This is a genomic window from Pseudomonas sp. COW5, assembly GCF_026240005.1.
Lineage (GTDB): Bacteria > Pseudomonadota > Gammaproteobacteria > Pseudomonadales > Pseudomonadaceae > Aquipseudomonas > Aquipseudomonas kribbensis.
In genome coordinates, this window is record NZ_JAPHVP010000001.1 from 3,473,946 (window position 1) to 3,494,864 (window position 20,919).

At 61.6% G+C, this 20,919-nt stretch carries 17 protein-coding genes; 10 read left to right on the forward strand and 7 right to left on the reverse strand.

Going from position 1 to position 20,919, the window contains the following annotated elements; all coding sequences use genetic code 11:
• From ftsW to lpxC, 8 genes are all read left to right on the forward strand, one after another.
• Positions 1 to 1,212 (forward strand): putative lipid II flippase FtsW, encoded by a 1,212-nt coding sequence (ftsW, locus tag OQ248_RS15920; RefSeq protein WP_170931601.1) that lies wholly within the window; start codon positions 1 to 3, stop codon positions 1,210 to 1,212.
• Positions 1,202 to 2,272 carry an undecaprenyldiphospho-muramoylpentapeptide beta-N-acetylglucosaminyltransferase gene (murG, locus tag OQ248_RS15925; protein ID WP_085709352.1) on the forward strand — a complete coding sequence of 357 codons (1,071 nt, stop codon included), beginning with the start codon at positions 1,202 to 1,204 and terminating at the stop codon, positions 2,270 to 2,272. The genes ftsW and murG overlap by 11 nt, the downstream gene beginning before the upstream one ends.
• Positions 2,265 to 3,725, forward strand: coding sequence for a UDP-N-acetylmuramate--L-alanine ligase (gene murC, locus OQ248_RS15930; protein WP_085709353.1), 1,461 nt, complete (start codon positions 2,265 to 2,267; stop codon positions 3,723 to 3,725). Before murG ends, murC begins: the two co-directional genes overlap by 8 nt.
• The gene (locus tag OQ248_RS15935; RefSeq protein WP_192552343.1) at positions 3,722 to 4,696 is read left to right on the forward strand and encodes a D-alanine--D-alanine ligase; all 975 of its coding nucleotides are present in this window, start codon (positions 3,722 to 3,724) and stop codon (positions 4,694 to 4,696) included. Before murC ends, OQ248_RS15935 begins: the two co-directional genes overlap by 4 nt.
• A gap of 4 nt (positions 4,697 to 4,700) precedes the next feature.
• On the forward strand, positions 4,701 to 5,567 hold the full coding sequence (locus OQ248_RS15940) for a cell division protein FtsQ/DivIB (RefSeq protein WP_248742697.1): 867 nt from the start codon (positions 4,701 to 4,703) through the stop codon (positions 5,565 to 5,567).
• 15 nt (positions 5,568 to 5,582) lie between these two features.
• Entirely contained in the window at positions 5,583 to 6,842 is a 1,260-nt protein-coding gene (ftsA, locus tag OQ248_RS15945; protein ID WP_065261511.1) for a cell division protein FtsA, read from the forward strand.
• Positions 6,843 to 6,909: 67 nt separating this feature from the next.
• A complete protein-coding gene (ftsZ, locus tag OQ248_RS15950) occupies positions 6,910 to 8,106 on the forward strand; it encodes a cell division protein FtsZ (RefSeq protein WP_085709356.1) in 1,197 nt (398 codons plus the stop codon).
• Positions 8,107 to 8,218: 112 nt separating this feature from the next.
• Complete coding sequence (lpxC, locus tag OQ248_RS15955) at positions 8,219 to 9,130, forward strand: UDP-3-O-acyl-N-acetylglucosamine deacetylase (protein ID WP_065261513.1); 912 nt, start codon at positions 8,219 to 8,221, stop codon at positions 9,128 to 9,130.
• A gap of 90 nt (positions 9,131 to 9,220) precedes the next feature.
• On the opposite strand, the gene OQ248_RS15960 is transcribed toward lpxC, so the two are convergent.
• The 7 genes from OQ248_RS15960 to OQ248_RS15990 form a co-directional block, all read right to left on the reverse strand.
• Positions 9,221 to 10,726, reverse strand: a complete 1,506-nt coding sequence (locus OQ248_RS15960; RefSeq protein ID WP_265813284.1) for a sensor domain-containing diguanylate cyclase — start codon at positions 10,724 to 10,726, stop codon at positions 9,221 to 9,223.
• 112 nt (positions 10,727 to 10,838) lie between these two features.
• Complete coding sequence (locus tag OQ248_RS15965) at positions 10,839 to 12,155, reverse strand: OprD family porin (protein WP_265813285.1); 1,317 nt, start codon at positions 12,153 to 12,155, stop codon at positions 10,839 to 10,841.
• Positions 12,156 to 12,349: 194 nt separating this feature from the next.
• Entirely contained in the window at positions 12,350 to 12,571 is a 222-nt protein-coding gene (locus OQ248_RS15970; protein ID WP_085709734.1) for a hypothetical protein, read from the reverse strand.
• A 279-nt stretch (positions 12,572 to 12,850) separates the two neighbouring features.
• A complete protein-coding gene (locus OQ248_RS15975) occupies positions 12,851 to 14,215 on the reverse strand; it encodes a heavy metal sensor histidine kinase (protein ID WP_114885418.1) in 1,365 nt (454 codons plus the stop codon).
• On the reverse strand, positions 14,205 to 14,882 hold the full coding sequence (locus tag OQ248_RS15980) for a heavy metal response regulator transcription factor (protein WP_053123617.1): 678 nt from the start codon (positions 14,880 to 14,882) through the stop codon (positions 14,205 to 14,207). The genes OQ248_RS15975 and OQ248_RS15980 overlap by 11 nt, the downstream gene beginning before the upstream one ends.
• An 8-nt stretch (positions 14,883 to 14,890) precedes the next feature.
• A complete protein-coding gene (locus OQ248_RS15985) occupies positions 14,891 to 17,992 on the reverse strand; it encodes a multidrug efflux RND transporter permease subunit (protein ID WP_265813286.1) in 3,102 nt (1,033 codons plus the stop codon).
• Positions 17,989 to 19,149 (reverse strand): efflux RND transporter periplasmic adaptor subunit, encoded by a 1,161-nt coding sequence (locus OQ248_RS15990; protein ID WP_265813287.1) that lies wholly within the window; start codon positions 19,147 to 19,149, stop codon positions 17,989 to 17,991. Before OQ248_RS15990 ends, OQ248_RS15985 begins: the two co-directional genes overlap by 4 nt.
• Before the next feature lie 917 nt (positions 19,150 to 20,066).
• Between OQ248_RS15990 and OQ248_RS15995 the strand changes: the two genes are divergently transcribed.
• Positions 20,067 to 20,426, forward strand: coding sequence for a DUF6124 family protein (locus OQ248_RS15995; RefSeq protein WP_265813288.1), 360 nt, complete (start codon positions 20,067 to 20,069; stop codon positions 20,424 to 20,426).
• 134 nt (positions 20,427 to 20,560) lie between these two features.
• Positions 20,561 to 20,788, forward strand: coding sequence for a hypothetical protein (locus tag OQ248_RS16000; protein WP_265813289.1), 228 nt, complete (start codon positions 20,561 to 20,563; stop codon positions 20,786 to 20,788).
• Positions 20,789 to 20,919: the final 131 nt, after the last annotated feature.

Sequence of the window (20,919 nt, forward strand, 5' to 3'; positions counted from 1 at the left end):
CTGCGAAACATCATCAAGCCGTATCCGTCGCCGATCATTACCGGGCGCGGGATCGACCTCGATTTCCCGATGCTCGCCGGTTGCCTGGCGCTGCTCGGCCTGGGCCTGATCATGATCGCCTCGGCATCGACAGAAGTCGGTGCAGTGCAGTCGGGCAGCGCGCTCTACTACATGACCCGTCACCTGATCTACGTGGTGCTGGGCCTGGGCGCGTGCATCGTCACCATGATGATTCCGATCGCCACCTGGCAACGCCTGGGCTGGATGATGCTGATCGGCGCGTTCGGTCTGTTGGTGATGGTGATCGTCCCGGGGATCGGTCGTGAAGTGAACGGTTCGATGCGCTGGATCGGCTTCAGCTTCTTCAACGTGCAACCGTCCGAGATCGCCAAGGTGTTCGTGGTGATTTACCTCGCCGGTTATCTGGTACGTCGCCAGAAGGAAGTGCGCGAAAGCTGGATGGGCTTCTTCAAGCCATTCATCGTGCTGCTGCCGATGGCCGGTCTGTTGCTGATGGAGCCGGACTTCGGTGCCACCGTCGTAATGATGGGCGCTGCGGCGGCGATGCTGTTCCTCGGCGGGGTCGGACTGTTCCGGTTCTCGCTGATGGTGGTGCTGGCGGTGGCGGCGGTGGTGTTGCTGATCCAGATGCAGCCGTACCGGATGGCGCGTCTGACCAACTTCGCCGACCCGTGGGCCGACCAGTTCGGCGCCGGTTATCAATTGTCCCAGGCCTTGATCGCCTTCGGTCGCGGCGAGTGGCTGGGTGTCGGTCTGGGCAACAGCGTGCAGAAGCAGTTCTACCTGCCGGAAGCCCACACCGACTTCGTGTTCTCGGTACTGGCCGAAGAGCTGGGCGCTGTGGGCTCGCTGTGCACCGTGGCGCTGTTCGTGTTCGTGTGTATTCGCGGCATGTACATCGGCCTGTGGGCCGAGAAAGCCAAACAGTTTTTTGCCGCTTATGTTGCCTACGGGCTGTCGTTCCTGTGGATCGGTCAGTTCCTGATCAACATCGGCGTGAACGTCGGCCTGCTGCCGACCAAGGGCCTGACCTTGCCGTTCCTCAGTTATGGTGGCAGTTCCCTGGTGATCTGCTGCGCCTGTCTTGGCCTGTTGCTGAGGATCGAGTGGGAGAGCCGGACCCACCTGGGCAGTGAAGAGATGGAATTCCATGAGAGCGACTTCGCCGAGGAGCCGAACCATGGGCGCTAACGTATTGATCATGGCCGGCGGTACCGGCGGCCACGTGTTCCCGGCACTGTCCTGTGCCCGTGAGTTCCAGGCGCGGGGCTACACCGTGCACTGGCTCGGCACGCCACGGGGGATCGAGAACGATCTGGTGCCGGCCGCCGGCCTTGAATTGCATCGCATCAACGCCACCGGCCTGCGCGGCAAGGGCAAGCTGTCGCTGCTCAAGGCGCCGTTCATGCTGCTTAAATCGGTGTGGCAGGCGCGGGCGATCATTCGCCGTCTGCGTCCGGTGTGCGTGGTCGGTTTTGGTGGTTATGTGACCGGTCCTGGTGGCATCGCCGCCAAACTGGCCGGCGTACCGGTGATCGTTCACGAGCAGAACGCCGTGGCCGGCACCGCCAATCGGTTGCTGGTGCCGTTCGCCGCCCGGGTGTGTGAAGCGTTCCCCGACACCTTTACCCTGTCGGACAGCCGCCGTACCACCGGCAACCCGGTGCGCAGCGAGCTGTTCCTCGAAACACCGCGTGCGGCCCTGGCCGGACGCAAGGCGCGTTTGCTGATCCTGGGCGGAAGCCTGGGCGCAGAACCGTTGAACAAGTTGCTACCTGAAGCCCTGTCGCAAGTCGCTGCCGATTTGCGTCCGGAAGTGTTTCATCAGGCTGGCAAAAATCACGATGAAGTGACTGCAGAGCGCTACCGCGCCGCCGGCGTGGACGCGCAGGTGCAGCCCTTCATCAAGGACATGGCTCAGGCCTATGGCTGGGCTGACATCGTGGTGTGCCGTGCCGGCGCACTGACCGTCAGCGAGCTGGCCGCCGCCGGTCTGCCGTCGATGCTGGTGCCTTTGCCCCACGCGATCGACGATCACCAGACCCGCAACGCCGATTATCTGGCCCGCGAAGGCGCTGCCTTCCTGATGCCGCAAAGAACGACTGGTGCCGCGGACCTTGCCGCGCGCCTGACAGAGGTCTTGATGCAACCGCAACGACTCGAAGAAATGGCCCGTGCGGCCCGCCGTCTGGCAAAACCCGAAGCCACCCGCAGCGTGGTCGATACCTGTCTGGAGGTGGCCCATGGTTGAGAATCAGAAAGCCATGCCGCAACCGGAAATGCGCCGCATCCGTCGCATCCACTTCGTCGGGATCGGCGGCGTGGGCATGTGCGGTATCGCTGAAGTGCTGCTGAACCTGGGTTACGCCGTGTCCGGCTCCGACCTCAAGGCTTCGCCGGTCACCGAGCGCCTGGAATCCTTCGGTGCACAGATCTTCATCGGCCACCGAGCCGAGAACGCCGCTGCCGCCGACGTGCTGGTGGTGTCGAGTGCCGTGAACACTTCCAACCCGGAAGTCGCGACCGCGCTGGAACGCCGTATTCCGGTGGTGCCGCGTGCCGAGATGCTCGCCGAGCTGATGCGCTACCGCCACGGCATCGCCGTCGCCGGTACCCACGGCAAGACCACCACCACCAGCCTGATTGCTTCGGTGTTCGCCGCCGGTGGCCTGGACCCGACGTTCGTCATCGGTGGCCGTCTGAATGCTGCGGGCACCAATGCCCAGCTCGGCACCAGCCGCTACCTGATCGCCGAGGCCGACGAGAGCGACGCCAGCTTCCTGCACCTGCAACCGCTGGTGGCTGTGGTGACCAACATCGACGCCGACCACATGGCGACCTACGACGGTGACTTCAACAAACTGAAGAAAACCTTCGTCGAGTTCCTGCACAACCTGCCGTTCTACGGTCTGGCGGTAATGTGCCTGGACGATCCGGTGGTGCGTGAAATCCTGCCGCTGGTGAAGCGTCCGACCGTGACCTACGGCTTCAGCGAAGACGCCGACGTGCGCGCCATCAATGTGCGCCAGCAGGGCATGCAGACCTTCTTCACCGTGCTGCGCCCTGATCGCGAGCCCCTGGATGTGTCCGTGAACATGCCGGGCAACCACAACGTGCTCAATTCCCTGGCGACCATCTGTATCGCTACCGACGAAGGCGTCAGTGACGAAGCCATCGTCCAGGGTCTTTCCGGATTCCAGGGCGTCGGCCGACGCTTCCAGGTCTACGGCGAACTGCCGGTGGACGGCGGCAACGTGATGCTGGTCGACGACTACGGTCACCACCCGACCGAAGTCGCGGCCGTGATCAAGGCTGTGCGCGGTGGCTGGCCTGAGCGCCGTCTGGTGATGGTCTACCAGCCGCACCGCTACAGCCGTACTCGTGACCTGTACGACGATTTCGTCAATGTACTGGCCGACGCCAACGTGCTGTTGCTGATGGAAGTCTATCCGGCTGGCGAAGAGCCGATCCCGGGCGCCGACAGCCGCAAGCTGTGCAACAGCATCCGTCAGCGCGGTCAGCTGGACCCGATCTACATCGAGCGTGGTGTCGATCTGGCGCCGCTGGTCAAGCCGCTGCTGCGTGCCGGCGACATTCTGCTGTGCCAGGGCGCCGGTGATATCGGCGGTCTCGCACCGAAACTGTTGAAAAGCGAGTTGTTCGCCGGTGCCGTGGCCGCACCGGTCGAGGGGAAGTTGAAATGACTGCTGCCTACGCCAATCTGTTCTCCACCATCGCCCCGAAAGACTTCGGCCGTGTCGCCGTGCTGTTCGGTGGCCTGAGTGCCGAACGTGAAGTCTCGCTGAAGTCCGGCAACGCCGTGCTCTCTGCGCTGCAAAGCGCCGGTGTGGATGCGTTCGGGATCGATGTGGGCGCCGATATTCTGCAGCGTCTGCTGAGCGAGAAGATCGACCGCGCGTTCATCATCCTCCACGGTCGTGGTGGTGAAGACGGCAGCATGCAGGGCCTGCTCGAAGTGGCCGGGATTCCCTACACCGGCAGCGGCATCCTCGCGTCGGCGCTGGCGATGGACAAACTGCGCACCAAGCAGGTCTGGCACACGCTGGGGATTCCGACGCCGCGCCACGCCGTGCTGCGCAGCGAGGCCGATTGTATTTCCGCAGCGACGGAACTGGGCTTCCCTTTGATCGTCAAACCGGCGCATGAAGGTTCAAGTATCGGGATGGCCAAAGTGAGTTCTGCGTCCGAGTTGATCGACGCATGGAAAGCGGCCAGTACCTACGATTCGCAAGTGTTGGTCGAGCAATGGATCCACGGTCCGGAGTTCACCATCGCCACTCTGCGTGACCAGGTGTTGCCTCCTATCGCCCTGGGTACGCCACACACGTTCTACGACTACGACGCCAAGTACATCGCCAACGATACCCAGTATCGGATTCCGTGCGGGCTCGATGCCGCCAAGGAAAAAGAACTCATGGACCTCACGGCGCGAGCCTGCGAGGCGCTGGGTATCGCCGGTTGGGGCCGGGCGGACGTCATGCAGGACGCCGACGGCAAATTCTGGTTCCTGGAAGTCAACACGGCTCCCGGCATGACCGACCACAGCCTGGTACCGATGGCGGCGAAAGCGGCCGGTCTGGATTTCCAGCAACTGGTCCTGGCCATCCTGGCCGCCAGTGTCGATGCCGATGGCCATAAAGAGGCGCGAGGTTAAGACCATGCAAGGCGCACAGCTCAGACATCAGCCACCCGCTCCCGGCCGCAAGCCGGTGCCGCGGGGTGCCAGCCGAATGGTGGCCAAAGAGCCGATGTCCGCGCGCCTGCCGAAAGCCAATTTCGGCTTTCTGAAAAGCCTGTTCTGGCCGGTGCTGCTGGTGGTGCTCGGGTTCGGTACCTACGAAGGTGCGCAGCGTCTGTTGCCATACGCCGACCGGCCGATCACCAAGATCGCCGTGCAGGGCGACCTGAGCTACATCAGCCAGCAGGCGGTGCAGCAGCGAATCGCCCCGTACGTGGCGTCGAGCTTCTTCACCATCGACCTGGCCAGCATGCGCTCGGAACTGGAGCAGATGCCGTGGATCGCTCACGCCGAAGTCCGTCGCGTGTGGCCGGACCAGGTGGTGATCCGCCTCGAAGAGCAATTGCCGGTGGCCCGTTGGGGCGACGAGTCGCTGCTCAACAACCAGGGCCAGGCGTTCACGCCCAAGGAACTGGCGAACTACGAACACTTGCCACAACTGTTCGGTCCGCAGCGGGCCCAGCAGCAAGTGATGCAGCAATACCAGGTACTGAGCCAGATGCTCCGGCCGTTGGGCTTCTCGATCGCGCGCCTGGAACTGCGTGAACGTGGCAGCTGGTTCCTGACCACCGGTGCCGGCAGTTCCGGCCCCGGCATCGAGTTGCTGCTGGGACGCGGCAACCTGGTGGAAAAGATGCGCCGCTTCATTGCCATCTACGACAAGACGCTTAAAGACCAGATTACGAACATTGCGCGTATCGATCTGCGCTACGCCAACGGCCTCGCTGTTGGCTGGCGGGAACCAGTAGCGCCGACGACAGCCCAACCCGCTGTCGCAAAGAATTAAGAAGAGGCAGGACCCATGGCAAACGTGCAAAGCGGCAAAATGATCGTCGGTCTCGATATCGGCACCTCCAAGGTGGTGGCGCTGGTCGGCGAGGTTGCGGACGATGGCACGCTCGATATCGTCGGGATCGGTACCCATCCGTCCCGCGGCCTGAAGAAAGGCGTGGTGGTGAACATCGAGTCCACCGTGCAATCGATCCAGCGCGCGATCGAAGAAGCCCAGCTGATGGCGGGCTGCCGCATTCACTCGGCGTTCGTCGGCGTGGCGGGCAATCACATCCGCAGCCTGAACTCCCACGGCATCGTGGCGATCCGCGACCGCGAAGTCAGCTCGGCTGACCTGGAGCGCGTACTCGACGCCGCCCAGGCCGTGGCGATCCCGGCTGACCAGCGCGTGCTGCACACCTTGCCGCAGGACTACGTGATCGATAACCAGGAAGGCGTGCGCGAGCCGCTGGGCATGTCCGGCGTGCGTCTGGAAGCCAAGGTCCACGTGGTCACCTGCGCCGTCAACGCCGCACAGAACATTGAAAAATGCGTGCGTCGCTGCGGTCTGGAAATCGACGACATCATTCTCGAGCAACTGGCTTCGGCCTACTCGGTCCTGACCGACGACGAAAAAGAACTGGGCGTGTGCCTGGTCGACATCGGCGGCGGCACCACCGACATCGCGATCTTCACCGAAGGCGCGATCCGTCACACGGCCGTGATCCCGATTGCCGGCGATCAGGTGACCAACGACATCGCCATGGCGTTGCGCACTCCGACCCAGTACGCCGAAGAGATCAAGATCCGCTACGCCTGCGCCCTGGCCAAACTGGCCGGTGCCGGCGAAACCATCAAGGTGCCGAGTGTCGGCGACCGTCCGCCGCGCGAACTGTCCCGTCAGGCCCTGGCCGAAGTGGTCGAGCCGCGTTACGACGAGCTGTTCACCCTGATCCAGGCCGAACTGCGTCGCAGCGGCTACGAAGACCTGATCCCGGCCGGCATCGTGCTGACCGGCGGTACGTCGAAGATGGAAGGCGCCACCGAACTGGCCGAGGAAATCTTCCACATGCCGGTACGCCTCGGTGTACCGCATGGCGTGAAGGGCCTGGACGACGTGGTGCGCAACCCGATCTATTCCACTGGCGTGGGCTTGTTGATGTACGGCCTGCAGAAGCAGTCCGACGGGATCTCGTTCTCGGGCATCGGCAGCCGCGACAGCTACAGCAACGATGAGCCGCAGGCACCGTTGCTGGACCGTTTGAAGAAGTGGGTTCAAGGCAACTTCTAAAGCTTTACCGCAACACCGCAACAAAATGCAGTAGGCGAAAAAACTAGAGAATGTAAGGAGAGGGAAAATGTTCGAACTCGTAGACAACATCCCCGCAAGCCCGGTAATCAAAGTTATCGGTGTTGGCGGTGGCGGCGGCAACGCTGTCAACCACATGGTCAAGAGCAACATCGAAGGCGTCGAGTTCATCTGCGCCAACACCGATGCTCAGGCGCTGAAAAACATCGGCGCGCGTACCATCCTGCAACTGGGTACCGGCGTGACCAAAGGCCTGGGCGCCGGCGCCAACCCGGAAGTCGGCCGTCAGGCTGCGCTGGAAGATCGCGAGCGCATCGCTGAAGTGCTGGCCGGCACCAACATGGTGTTCATCACCACCGGCATGGGCGGCGGTACCGGTACCGGTGCAGCGCCGATCATCGCCGAAGTGGCCAAGGAAATGGGCATCCTGACCGTTGCGGTCGTGACCCGTCCGTTCCCGTTCGAAGGCCGCAAGCGTATGCAGATCGCCGACGAAGGCATCCGCATGCTCTCCGAAAGCGTCGACTCGCTGATCACCATTCCCAACGAGAAGCTGCTGACCATCCTCGGTAAAGACGCAAGCCTGCTGTCGGCTTTCGCCAAGGCTGACGATGTACTGGCCGGTGCCGTTCGCGGTATCTCCGACATCATCAAGCGTCCGGGCATGATCAACGTCGACTTCGCCGACGTACGCACCGTGATGAGCGAAATGGGCATGGCGATGATGGGCACTGGCTGCGCCAGCGGTCCGAACCGTGCACGTGAAGCCACCGAAGCGGCCATCCGCAACCCGCTGCTGGAAGACGTGAACCTGCAAGGCGCACGCGGCATCCTGGTGAACATCACCGCCGGTCCTGACCTGTCCCTGGGTGAGTACTCCGACGTGGGTTCGATCATCGAAGCCTTCGCTTCCGAGCACGCGATGGTCAAGGTCGGTACCGTTATCGATCCGGACATGCGCGACGAGCTGCACGTGACTGTGGTTGCCACTGGTCTGGGCGCGAAAATCGAGAAGCCTGTGAAGGTCATCGACAACACCGTTCACACCACCATGGCTTCCGCTCCGGTGCAACAACAGGCCCCTGCGCGTCAGGAACAACCTGCTGTGAACTACCGTGACCTGGACCGTCCGACCGTCATGCGCAACCAGGCTCAGGCCGGTGCTGCGACTGCCGCGAAGATGAATCCGCAAGATGACCTGGACTACCTGGACATCCCGGCTTTCCTGCGTCGTCAGGCTGATTGATGGAATGTATCAGGGCTATGAAGGTGATTGGTGTTCAGCAAAGGCTCGGTCTGCTATTATCGCCAGCCTTTGTTGATACCAGTTCGCAATTTGCGCTGAAGCGGCCCAAGCCATGATTAAACAACGCACACTGAAAAATATTATCCGTGCCACAGGTGTAGGCCTGCACTCCGGGGAGAAGGTCTACCTGACCCTCAAGCCTGCGCCTGTCGACACTGGCATTGTGTTTTGTCGCGCTGACCTCGACCCTGTGGTGCAGATTCCTGCCCGCGCGGAAAACGTCGGTGAAACCACTATGTCGACGACGCTGATCAACGGCGACGTCAAAGTGGACACGGTAGAGCACTTGCTCTCGGCCATGGCTGGCCTGGGCATCGATAACGCCTACGTCGAGCTCTCCGCGTCCGAAGTCCCGATCATGGACGGTAGCGCAGGACCTTTCGTATTCCTGATTCAATCGGCAGGCCTGGAAGAACAGGACGCCGCCAAGAAATTCATCCGCATCCTGCGTGAAGTGACAGTGGAAGACGGCGACAAGCGCGCCACTTTCGTCCCTTTCGACGGATTCAAGGTGAGCTTCGAGATCGATTTCGATCACCCGGTTTTCCGGGACCGCACCCAAAGTGCAAGCGTGGATTTTTCCAGCACTTCGTTCGTAAAAGAAGTCAGCCGCGCCCGTACTTTCGGTTTCATGAGTGACATCGAGTACCTGCGCAAGCACAACCTCGCACTCGGCGGCAGCGTTGAAAACGCAATCGTGGTCGATGCCGATGGCGTACTGAACGAAGACGGCCTTCGCTATGAAGACGAATTCGTGAAGCACAAGATCCTCGATGCAATTGGCGACCTGTACCTGCTGGGCAACAGCCTGATTGGTGAGTTCAAGGGCTTCAAGTCCGGCCACGCACTGAACAACCAGCTTCTGCGCAAACTGATTGAGCAGAAAGATGCCTGGGAAGTCGTGACGTTCGAAGACGCCAGCACTGCACCGATCTCTTACATGCGCCCGGTTGCGGCAGTGTAAGTAAAAAACCTCTCTAGTTTTTTGAAGGCCACCTTTGGGTGGCCTTTTTTTATGTCTGCAGGTTTTGCATTGGCTGTACCGGCCCCGGCATCAAGCCATGACAACCCGGTTCCGGCCACCTTCCTTGGCCTGATACAGCGCCCGGTCCGCCGCGAACAACAGTTGTTCCAGACTGATTTCACTCGCCACCGTCCAGGTGCTGATACCGATGCTCACCGTCATCGGCATTTCATCGCCCGCCATCCGCGGCAATTGCTCGACGGCGGCCCGCACATGCTCGGCTATCTGTTGCGCGCCGACGCTGTCGGTCTCGGCCAGGACCACAGAGAACTCTTCACCGCCATAACGCGCCACGAGATCTGCCGGGCGCCGCACATTGGCGGTAATGACCCTGGCCAGTTCACGCAGCGCCTGATCCCCGGCCTGATGGCCGTGCCGGTCGTTGAAGGCCTTGAAGTGATCGGCGTCGATCATCAGCAACGAAAGGGATTTGCCCGAGCGTTGGGCGCGAAACCACTCGTGCCGCAACGACTGATCAAGCATGCGCCGGTTGGCGACGCCGGTCAGCGCATCGGTGGCGGCCAGTTGCGCCAGTTCTCGTTCGGCCCGTTGCCGCAGGCGCAGCTCCCGGGCCAGCAGCCAGGTCAGCCATAGGAGGCCGAGGCAGAGCACGCCAGTGGCGCCGCTGATCAGAATTGCCGTGCGTTTCCATGCGCCGAACACTTCCTCACTTGATAGCGCAACGATCACTGTCAGTGGCAGGTTGCCGACCTGGGAGTAGGTGTACAGCCGCTGCTGGTGATCCATGCTCGAAATGCTGTTGAAACTGCCATTGCCGCTGCGGTCGCGCAGAATCCGTATCACATTGGGACGGGCGGCGAAGCTCTTGCCGATCGAGTCGCTCTGCAGATATGGCTTCTGGGCCAGCAGGATGCCGTCGTTGTTGATGATGTTCAGGGTGCTGTCGACGCCGATGTCGAGGCTGTTGAACAACTGGTCGAAGTAATCGAGCTTCATTGACGCCACCGCTACGCCCAGGAATTCACCAGTGTCCGAGGAAATGCGCCGGCTGAAACTGATGCGCCACTGGTTGGCGTCGTCGCAATCGCAACGGGGTTTGAACGGGCGGCTGATGAACATGCCGGCGTCGCGGTTGAAGGCGTGGGCGAGGAAGTAGTCGCGGTCGGCAAAATTGCCCGGCAGCGGTTCGACCCGCGAGGAATCGGCGATGACCTCGCCGTGTTTGTCGAGCAGCAGGATGTCGCCCTTGAAGCGCGCGGTGGTGGAGCGGTCGAACAGCGCCAGGTGACGGATCTGCGGCGACACGTTTTTCAGGTCGTCGCGCTGGGCGGCGGCGATCAGCCCTTGCAGCGTCAGGTCGTACAGTTCGACGGTACGCAGCACGTCGGCGTCGATCAGTTGGGCGATGGTCGTGGCGCTGCGAGTCGCCGACTCCTGAGCATTGGCGTGCTCGCGAATCAGCAGAAAAGTCACGATGCACACAATCGCGAACACGCTCAGCAGACTGCCGAGAATCAGCAGCAGCTCGGGACGTCCGGTCTTGCCCGCAGCGGGTGGGGTACGGCTCGCGATCATGGTTGGGTTATCGGTTGAAGAGTCTTATAAGCGTAGTTGTACAAACGTCGCTGCCGCACACGCAAGAAAAAGGCCAGCGCATAAGGCTGGCCTTTCAACTGTAGCGCCGATCTTAGAAGACGTTGATCGGGTAGTCGATGATCACTCGGTATTCATCTGTGTCGGTGTCCAGCGCGCCGTAACCGTTGCCGCCGCGGTTGGTGGCCCACTGCAGTCGTACCGCCAGGTCTTTGGCCTGGCCGCTCTGCACCACGTACTTGAGGTCGATGTCGCGTTCCCAGTGCTTGGCGTTGCGGCCTTCGGCGCTGTACCACGAGGCGTAGCCCTTGCTGTCCGGGTCGACTTTGGTCAGGTCCAGCGTACCGCGCGAGTAAGACACCGCCGAGGTCAGGCCCGGCAGGCCGACGCCTGCGAAGTCGTAGGCGTACTTAAGTTTCCACGAGCGCTCGTTCGGGCCGTTGAAGTCCGAGTATTGCTGGGAGTTGTCGAGGTAGATGCTGTCGCCCTGGCTGATGTAGTCGAACGGCGTGTTGCCGTTGACCCGCTGGTACGCGGCGGTGACGCTGTGGCTGCCGATGCCGACGGTGAAATGCAGGCTGTAGGTGTTGTTGTCGATGTTGCCCAGCAGCGCGTCGCCGGTGTCCTGGGTGTGATAGAAGTGCAGGCCCGGGTTGAGGGTCACCAGATCGTTCAGCGCCCAGGTGTAGTCGAGGTCGTAGTAGTACTGGTTCCAGATGTCCTTCAGCTCGGCGGCGTACAGGTTGCTGGTCAGGCCTTCGATGCCGCTCCAGGACACACCGGCCCAGTTCAGGTGCTGGCTTTTATCGCCCTCGGCGAGGGTGCCGTACGAGGTGCCGATGCGTTTGTGGCCGCTCTGGTTGTACGGCTTGGTGAAGCTGGCCTGGCCACCTTCGATCATCCAGCCGTCGAAGCTGTGGTTGGTCACGCTGACGCCACGGAAGGTCTGCGGCAGCATGCGGCTTTCACCGCCGGCGATCACCGGGTTGGTGAGGAACAGGTCACCGGCCTTCAGTTCGGTATCGAACGCGCGCATTTTCAGCGTGCCGCCCGCCGTGGAGAACGAGCCCGGCGCTTTACCGTTGCCATCGCTGACCGGCAGGATGCTGGAGTTGTCCGTGCCGCCACCGCCGTCGAGTTTCAGCCCGAGCATGGCGTGGGCATCGATGCCGAAGCCGACCGTGCCTTCGGTGTAACCCGACTGGAATTTGCCGAGGAAACCCTGGCCCCACTCGATGTTGTCGTCCGCTTTCTGCAAGCGGTTGCGATTCATGTAGTAGTTGCGGGCGTTGAGATTGAGGCTCGAACCTTCGACGAAACCTTCCTTTTCGGGTTCGGCGGCGTGGGCGGTGGGGGCAATCGTTGCGGCGATTGCAATGAACAGCGGGGTAAAGCGGACTGGGTAACGCACTTGCGGTAAAGCTCCTTGGGTCAACTGACACTTCAATGTCTTGAGGTGCGGGATGTTTCTAATTGTAAGAGACGAACTGGACCGCTTTCACACCACAACGAAAAAAGGCCACTGAACATCAGTGGCCTGGAAGGACGACGGTTGAACGGGAAGAGCCAAACAACCGCGTCGAGGGAAACTGTGCTGTGCGTGACTCAGCTGTCTTTCTCGGCTGCCTGAGCCTGGGAAGTTGCGGCCTGAGGGGCTTGTGTGGCGTCTTGGGCCTTGGCCATCACTTCTGCCTGATGCTGTTCGAATGCGTGAGCGCGAGCGGCATTCTGCGCTACAAACGACTGCGATTCTTCAGCCATCGCCATCGGCGACAGGATCAATGAGGACAAAACGAAAGCGCTGGCAATACCCATACTGTTGGACATCTTGAAAACCTTCTTGCTTGGCAAGTGCTGTTTGGTGCGGGCAAAGATAAGGTCGCCGGGCACCGGGAAACAGCGTGATTTTCATAAATGACTGTTACAGCAAAAGCAAAAGTCACCCCCTCACCCCGGCCCTCTCCCCCAAGGGGGCGAGGGGGAAAGGGAGCCGATTGGGGACTTTTCAAAGCCTGAGTTCGGCGCGGTGGTTCAGGTCGATGTAACTCGAAACGACAACTCGGTCAGTCCCCTCTCCCTCCGGGAGAGGGTTAGGGTGAGGGGCTTTCAGACCGGAAGGTGAATACCAAAAGTGTTCATCCCCCGGTCACTGCGCACAAACACATCCCCCCCATGCATCAGCGCAATCGCCTTGACGATCGCCAGCCCCAGGCCGTGGTTGTTGCCACTGTTACTGCGCGATGCATCGACCCGGTAGAAGCGCTCGAACAGCCGTGGCAAATGCTCGCTGGCAATCGGCGCACCGGGGTTGGCCACGCCGATGCTGACCTGATGTTCCTCGACCGTGATCTGCACTTCGATCACCTGTCCCGGCGCGGTGTGCTGCACCGCGTTGCTCAGCAGATTGATCAACGCCCGGCGCAGATGGGCGATCTCGATCTGCACCTGAGCGTCGCCACTCACATGGACCTGGACCTGTGCATCTTCGAGGATGAAATCGAGGTATTCGAGGGTGGTCGCCACTTCGTCGGCCAGCGACGTGGAGGTCAGTTTGGTGGCCTTGCTGCCCTGATCGGCGCTGGCCAGAAACAGCATGTCATTGATGATCGAGCGCAGGCGTTCCAGCTCTTCGAGGTTGGATTGCAGCACTTCGAAATAATGCTCGGCGGAGCGCCCGCGAGTGAGGGCGACCTGGGTCTGGCCGATCAGATTGGTCAGCGGCGAGCGCAGTTCATGGGCCACGTCGGCGTTGAACGATTCCAGCCGTGAATACGCCTGTTCGACCCGCTCCAGCGTCGAGTTGAACGAGTCGACAAACTGTTCCAGCTCCGGCGGCAGCGGCGACAGACGCAAGCGCCCGGCCCGCAGCGGCGGCGCCAGGCGTTGGGCCTCGTGGGAGAGTTTGATCAGCGGCTTGAGGCCGATTCGCGCCACCCAGTAACCCAGCGCCGAAGCCAGCAGCACGCCGACAATCGCCAGGCCGATCAAGGCGATCAGCAAGTTGTGTTGAGTCTGGTGAAACGTCTCGGTGTCGATGCCGATCATGAAGCGCAGAGGCGGGCGTTGATCCTTGGCCGGGAACTGGCTGACCAGCACTTTCAACGGGTAGGGCTGACCCGGCAATTGCAGGTCACGCATGCCCAGCGGGCCATTGGCGAATTCGCGAATCTGCGGGGTGAAATCGCCGTACTCGTACTGCGGATCGCCGCTGCTGATCCAGAAACTGATGCGCTTGTCTTCTTCGCCGAGCAGCTTGAGTTTGCTGTTGATCTTGACCCAATGCTCGGGCGTGCCGTAACGGCCGACGGTGGATTCGAGCACGCTGTAGCGCGCATCCAGCTCGGCTTCCGGTAAAAGCCCCAAGCCCTTGTCCACTTGCTGATAGAGCGCGCCGCCAATCAACAGAAACACCAGCAGCGCCACCAGCGTGAACATGCCGCTCAAGCGCAAAGCGATGGAGTTACTGGACACCACGGCTCTCCAGCACATAACCCATGCCACGGATGGTGTGCAGCAGCTTCTCGTCAAACGGCCCGTCGAGCTTGGCCCGCAGGCGCTTGATCGCGACTTCGACCACGTTGGCATCGCTGTCGAAATTGATGTCCCAGACCATTTCCGCAATCGCGGTTTTCGACAGGATCTCGCCCTGACGCCGGGCCAGTACGCTGAGCAGCGAAAACTCTTTCGCCGTCAGATCCAGCCGGGTGCCGGCGCGGGTGGCCTTGCGACTGATCAGATCGATCCACAGGTCGGCGATGCTCACTTGCACCGGTTCATGGCCGCCACTGCGGCGGGTCAGCGCTTGCAGGCGCGCCACCAGTTCGAGGAAGGAAAACGGTTTGCCGAGGTAATCGTCGGCGCCGTCGCGCAGGCCCCGGATCCGGTCTTCGACCCGTTCGCGGGCGGTGAGCATGATCACCGGCGTCTGCTTGCGCGCACGCAAGGCGCGCAGCACGCCAAAGCCATCGAGGCCCGGCAGCATGACGTCGAGGACGATCACCGCGTAGTCGCTTTCCAGCGCCAGGTGCAGGCCCTCGATGCCGTCGCGGGCCAGATCCACGGTGTAGCCCTGTTCCGTCAGGCCGCGGTGCAGATAGTCCGCGGTTTTCTCTTCGTCTTCGATAATCAGGACGCGCATGACCCGCCTCAGTCTGTCGTTGCCAGCGCCGCAACGGGCGCCGGTTTGGGCTTGTGGAACAGCCGCTCAAGCCACAAGTATATGACCGGCGTGGTGAACAGCGTCAGCATCTGGCTCACCAGCAAGCCACCCACCACGGCGATCCCCAGCGGCTGACGCAGTTCGGCGCCGGTGCCGTAGCCGAGCATCAGCGGCAGGGCGCCGAGCAGGGCGGCGAGGGTGGTCATGATGATCGGCCGGAACCGCGTCAGGCAGGCTTCGAAAATCGCATCCTGGGGTGCCAGTCCACGATGACGCTGGGCTTCGAGAGCGAAGTCGATCATCAGGATGCCGTTCTTCTTGACGATACCGATCAACAACACCAGCCCGATCAGCGCCATGATCGAAAAGTCCTGGCCGCAGATCCACAGCATGATCACCGCACCCAGACCTGCCGCCGGCAAGGTCGAGATGATCGTCAGCGGATGGACAAAGCTCTCGTAGAGCACACCGAGAATGATGTACACCGCCACCAGCGCCGCGAGAATCAGCCATCGCTGACTCTTCAGCGAACTCTGGAACGCCTGGGCCGCACCCTGGAAGTTGCCGCTGATCGCGGTCGGCATGCCGATCTCGGCCTTGGCCTGGTTGAGCAGGATCACCGCATCGCCCAACGCCACGCCGGGCGCCAGGTTGAACGACAGGTTGGCGGCCGGGAACATGCCGTCGTGGGCGATCGACAGCGGGCCGATGGTCGGTGCATCGAATCGGGCCAGCGCCGACAGCGGCACCATTTCCCCGCTCAGCGGTGAGCGCAGGTAGAAGTAGTTGAGGCTTTCGGCCTTGCCGCGCTGCGCGGTGTCCAGCTCCAGGATCACGTTGTACTGGTTGACCTGGGTCTGGAACTCATTGATTTGCCGTTGCCCGAACGCGTCGTACAGCGCCTCGTCGACATCACTCGCCGTCAGGCCGAAACGCGCGGCGGCGCTGCGGTCGATGCTGATATGAGTGATGCTGCCGCCCAGTTGCAGGTCGTTGGAAATGTCGCGGAACGCCGGGATGCTGCGCAGTTTTTCCGTGAGCTTCTGGGTCCAGGTGGCGAGGGTCGGCCCGTCGTTGCTCTTGAGCACATATTGATACTGCGCACGGCTCGGGCCGGAGCTGAGGTTGATGTCCTGACCGGCGCGCAGATACAGCACGATGCCGGGGACTTTCATCAGCTGCGGACGGATGCGGTCGATGAACTGGCTGGCCGAGACATCGCGGTCACCGCGTTTTTTCAGGGCGATCCAGAAGCGGCCGTTGGCGATGGTCTGGTTGCTGCCGGACACGCCCACCGAATGGGAAAACGCCTGCACGGCGGGATCGGCGGCGACGATTTCCGCCATCGCCAGGTGCTTTTTCACCATGTCGCTGTAGGAGATGTCCGCCGCGGCTTCCGTCGTACCGAGGACGAAACCAGTGTCCTGCACCGGGAAGAACCCTTTGGGGATAAAGATGTAGCCGCCGATGGCCAGCGCAACCGAGATACCGAATACGCCGATCATCAGTTTCTGGTGGGCGAGGGCGCGACGCAGGCCTTTTTCGTACCAGCCGAGCAGGCGTTCGCTGAAGCCCGGTTTGTCATGGGCGTGATGCACCGGTTTGCGCATGAACAGCGCGGCCAGCGTCGGCGCCAGGGTCAGCGACACCACCACGGAAATCATGATGGTCGAGGTGGCCGTCAGTGCAAACTCCTTGAACAAACGCCCGACCACACCGCCCATGAACAGCAACGGAATGAACGCCGCCACCAGCGAGAAACTGATCGAGACCACGGTGAAACCGATCTCGCCGGCACCCTTGACCGCCGCTTCGCGCATGCTGTCGCCGGCCTCCAGATGGCGGTGAATGTTTTCCACCACCACGATCGCATCGTCGACCACGAAGCCTACCGCCACGACGATGGCCACCAGCGTCAGGTTGTTCAGGCTGAAACCGAGCAGATACATCAAGGCGAAACTGGCGGTCAGCGACACGCCGAGCACCGCCGACACAATCATCGTCGCCGACAACTGACGCAGGAACAGCGCCATCACCGCCACCACCAGCAGGATCGCGATCAGCAGGGTGATTTCCACTTCATGCAGGGAGGCGCGAATGGTCTGGGTACGGTCGATCAGCACCTTGACCTGCACCGAGGCCGGCAACATGGCTTCGAGGCCGGGCAGGGCGGCCTGGATGCGGTCCACGGTCTCGACGATGTTGGCCCCCGGCTGGCGGGATATCACCAGGTTCACCCCCGGTTGATCGCCGGCCCAGGCTTGCACGTAGGCATCTTCTGAACCGTTGACGACTTTGGCGACATCCTTGAGGTGAACCGGGGCGCCATCCTTGTAGGAAACGATGAGCTGGCTGTATTCCTCGGGGTGGAACAGTTGGTCGTTGGTCGACAGCGTGGAAATGCTCGACTCGCCGTATAACGCACCTTTGGCAAGGTTGAGGCTGGTCTGCTGGATCGCCAGACGAATGTCGGCGAGGGTCAGGCCGATGGCCGCCAGTTTGTCCGCCGAGGCCTGCACGCGAATCGCCGGACGTTGCTGACCGGTGATGTTGATCTGGCCTACGCCGTCGATCTGACTGATCTGACGGGCCAGCAGGGTTTCCACCAGGTCACTGAGTTCGGTGCCGGGCATCTGCGTGGAACTGACGCTGAGGATCAGCACCGGGCTGTCGGCCGGGTTGACCTTCTTCCAGGTCGGCAGGGTCGGCATGTCTTTCGGCAGTTTGCCGGCGGCGGTGTTGATCGCGGCCTGCACTTCCTGGGCGGCGGTGTCGATGCTCTTGTCGAGGGTGAATTGCAGGGTCAGCAGGCTGGAGCCCAGCGCACTGCTGGAGGTCATCTGGGTCATGCCGGGGATGGCGCTGAATTGTACCTCCAGGGGCGTGGCCACGGACGAGGCCATGGTGTCCGGGCTGGCGCCGGGCAATTGTGCGGAGACCTGAATGGTCGGAAATTCCGCTTCCGGCAACGGCGCAATCGGCAGGCGCGGGAAGGCAATCACCCCCACCAGCACCAGCGCGATGGTCAGCAGAATCGTCGCCACCGGGTGATCGATGCACCAGGTCGAAACGCCTTTGTGCTGCTTCATGGCTTGGGCTCCGCTTGCACCACCTGCGGCGGCTCGGTCATGACCTGCACGGTCGAACCGGGTTTGAGCCGTGACTGGCCATCACTGACCAATACGTCGCCGGGGTTCACACCCTTGATGATGTCCTGGCCGCTGCCCTGATAAACCATCTGCACCTGCACGGCTTCAACCTTGTCGCCGTTGACCCGATACACGAAGTGTTGATCCAGCCCACGCTGTACGACGGTGGGCGGAACCACCAGCGCATCTTTATCCAGTGCCGTCTGAATCTTTACCGTCACCAGCAGGCCGGGCCAGAGCTTCTGGTTGGGGTTGTCGAACTCGGCCTTGGCGCGGATGGTGCCGGTGTTGGCGTTGATCTGGTTGTCGATCAGGGTCAGGTGACCTTCGCCGAGCAGGTTGCCGGTTTCGCCATCGGTGTCGGCGCCGATGTAGGCCTTGACCTGGGCGCGCTGCGGATCGCTGATCAGGCCCTGAAGGGTCGGCAGCATTTGCTGGGGCAGAGAGAACTCGACGGCGATCGGGTCGATCTGGGTCACGGTGAACAGACCCTGGGTGTCGGTCATGCGCAGGAAGTTGCCTTCGTCGACCGTGCGAATGCCGACGCGACCGGTGACCGGGGAGCGAATCTGGGTGTAGGAAAGCTGCACCTGTGCCGCGTCAATCGAGGCCTGATTGCCCTGGGCGGTGGCCTTGAGCTGGTTGACCAGTGCCTGTTGCTGATCGTAGGTCTGCTTGGAGACACCGTCGTCGACGCTGAGCAGTTTGTAGCGCTTGAGGTTGACCAGCGCCACTTGCAGTTGCGCCTGGCTTTCGCCCAGTTGCGCCCGGGCCTGATCGAGGCTGGCGCGGATCGAGCGGTCGTCGATGGTGGCGAGCAGGTCGCCCTGTTTGACCAGTTGACCCTCTTTGACCAGCAGTTTGGTGAGGATGCCGTCGATCTGCGGACGTACCACCACGCTGTGCAGCGAGAGGACCGAGCCGATGCCGCTGGTGTAGCGGGGGACGTCTTTTTCGCTGACGGCGACGACCCTGACCGGGATCGCAGTCGGGGCGGCGAGTTTGGCCGGTGCGGGTTTTATCGCATACCACAGGCCGGCGGCTGCGAGGGCGATCAGCAGGGTGGCGAGCAGGGCCTTTTTCTTCTGGATTTGCATGCTTGTGGGGCGCCAGGGGGACGGGGTTTGGGCAGGTTGGTTCTTTATAAACTTGTTTGGGGGTCAGGAGGGTGACGGCTAGCTGACGGCGCTGTCAGTTTCGGCTTTGGCTTGGCGGCCTTTGGGCCGACCATGCTGTTTTGGGTTTGGGTGTATATCCGTTTCTTCGGGTGTTGCGGCTGGCGGTTCCGCTCTTACAGCGGCTCACTTTTCCAAACGCCGAAAAGTAAGCAAAAGGCTTGGCCCCTGCGTTCGGCGCCTCGCTGTGGCTCGGCGTTCCTTCGTTCCGGGATTCATCCGGGGCATCGCCTACGGTTTGCTTCGCTGCACCTCCTCTCGATGTGTTTGGCTTCGCCAAACGGTCGCTGCGCTCCCACCCCGGATAAATCCCTCCACTCAGCCTTCCGATGGGGCCGGCACGTCAAAAGCGGTACTCGAGCTAACGCTCATCGTGTTGAGTGGTGAAGAGCGTAGTGCGGTGCTGCTCAAAACTGGAGTTCAGCTCGGTGATTCAGGTCGGTGTATTACGTATAAACAACACGGTCAGTCCCCTCTCCCTCTGGGAGAGGGCTAGGGTGAGGGCAGCTCTTGAAGTTGTTTAAATTTCAACAACAACTCCGGATCCTTCCCACAACGTTTTCAGGTTGTCCGTCGGAAGCACGCTCTCTAGTCTTTGGCTGTCGCTGCCAATTCAGCGAACAGGTGTGGAAACCTGATTTCAAGTAGTTGCAAAGCATCTCCCCGTAATCGTTGCCGATGTCTTCTTTCGTCTGCAAACTGCGTCGCGGCGGCTGTGCGCAGGCAGACTTCGGTCTGGCCGGTTGCCTACTTATCGGTTTTCCACCCTGCGTACAGCTGCCACCTTTTGTCGTGTGGAAACGACAAAGGATGGCTCCATAGCCAAGTAGGAGTTTTTCATGGACAAACTGATACCCGATCCACCCCTCGAATCCCCCACCCTTCTCGAAGAAGCCATGCGCGCCGAAGACCTCGCCCGCAACCGCGAAGCCATCAAACGCGCTCTCGACTATTACCTTTGCCCCAACCCCTCCAAGCCGCGCCCGAGCACAATGTTCATGGTCACTCCCAATATCGACACCGAAAGCCTGTTGGCCAATGCCTGCGAATCCCTGGCCTCGGCCAGTACCATCGCCAGCAATTTCGCCAATGAACTCACGGGCCCGCAGCGCAGTACGGCGTTGGGAATCCAGCAGATCATCATGCTGGCGGAGCTGGCGGTGAACAGGGCGCTGGATCGGGTTGATCCGCAGGCGTGATCCGTTAGTCGAGCAGTCCCAAAAAGGGACCGGTCGTACCCTTTTTGGGACTCTTTAAAGTCCTCGCGCACAGGTATACTGCGCGCCTTCGCGGCTCATCCACCGGGCCGGACTTTTTGCTTTCCGGAGCTTTCATGACTTCTCCAATCGACAACGCTGTGAGCGATGTCCCGGCAGAGCTGGCCGAGGCCGGTGAGACCAAGCCGACCATTCCTGCGTTCAAGTTTCCGTTCAAGCCAGGTGAACTGGCCGCCGCCAAAGCCGCCAAGCAGCCGCAATTCAAGGGCAAGGACGGTGACCGTCACGCCAGGACCCCGGGTGTGGCGCCGTCGGGCACTCGTCGTTCGATGGGCAAGCGCTGATTCACTTCCCTCCTGCAGCCATCGTCTGTGATTTTCGGTCACAGTGATGGCTAATTGCTCAGTTCCTGAGCCAGATCAACGTTTAACCGATTAGTGCGCTTAGAGTCAGCAGCCCTGCCGACTCTTTCCAA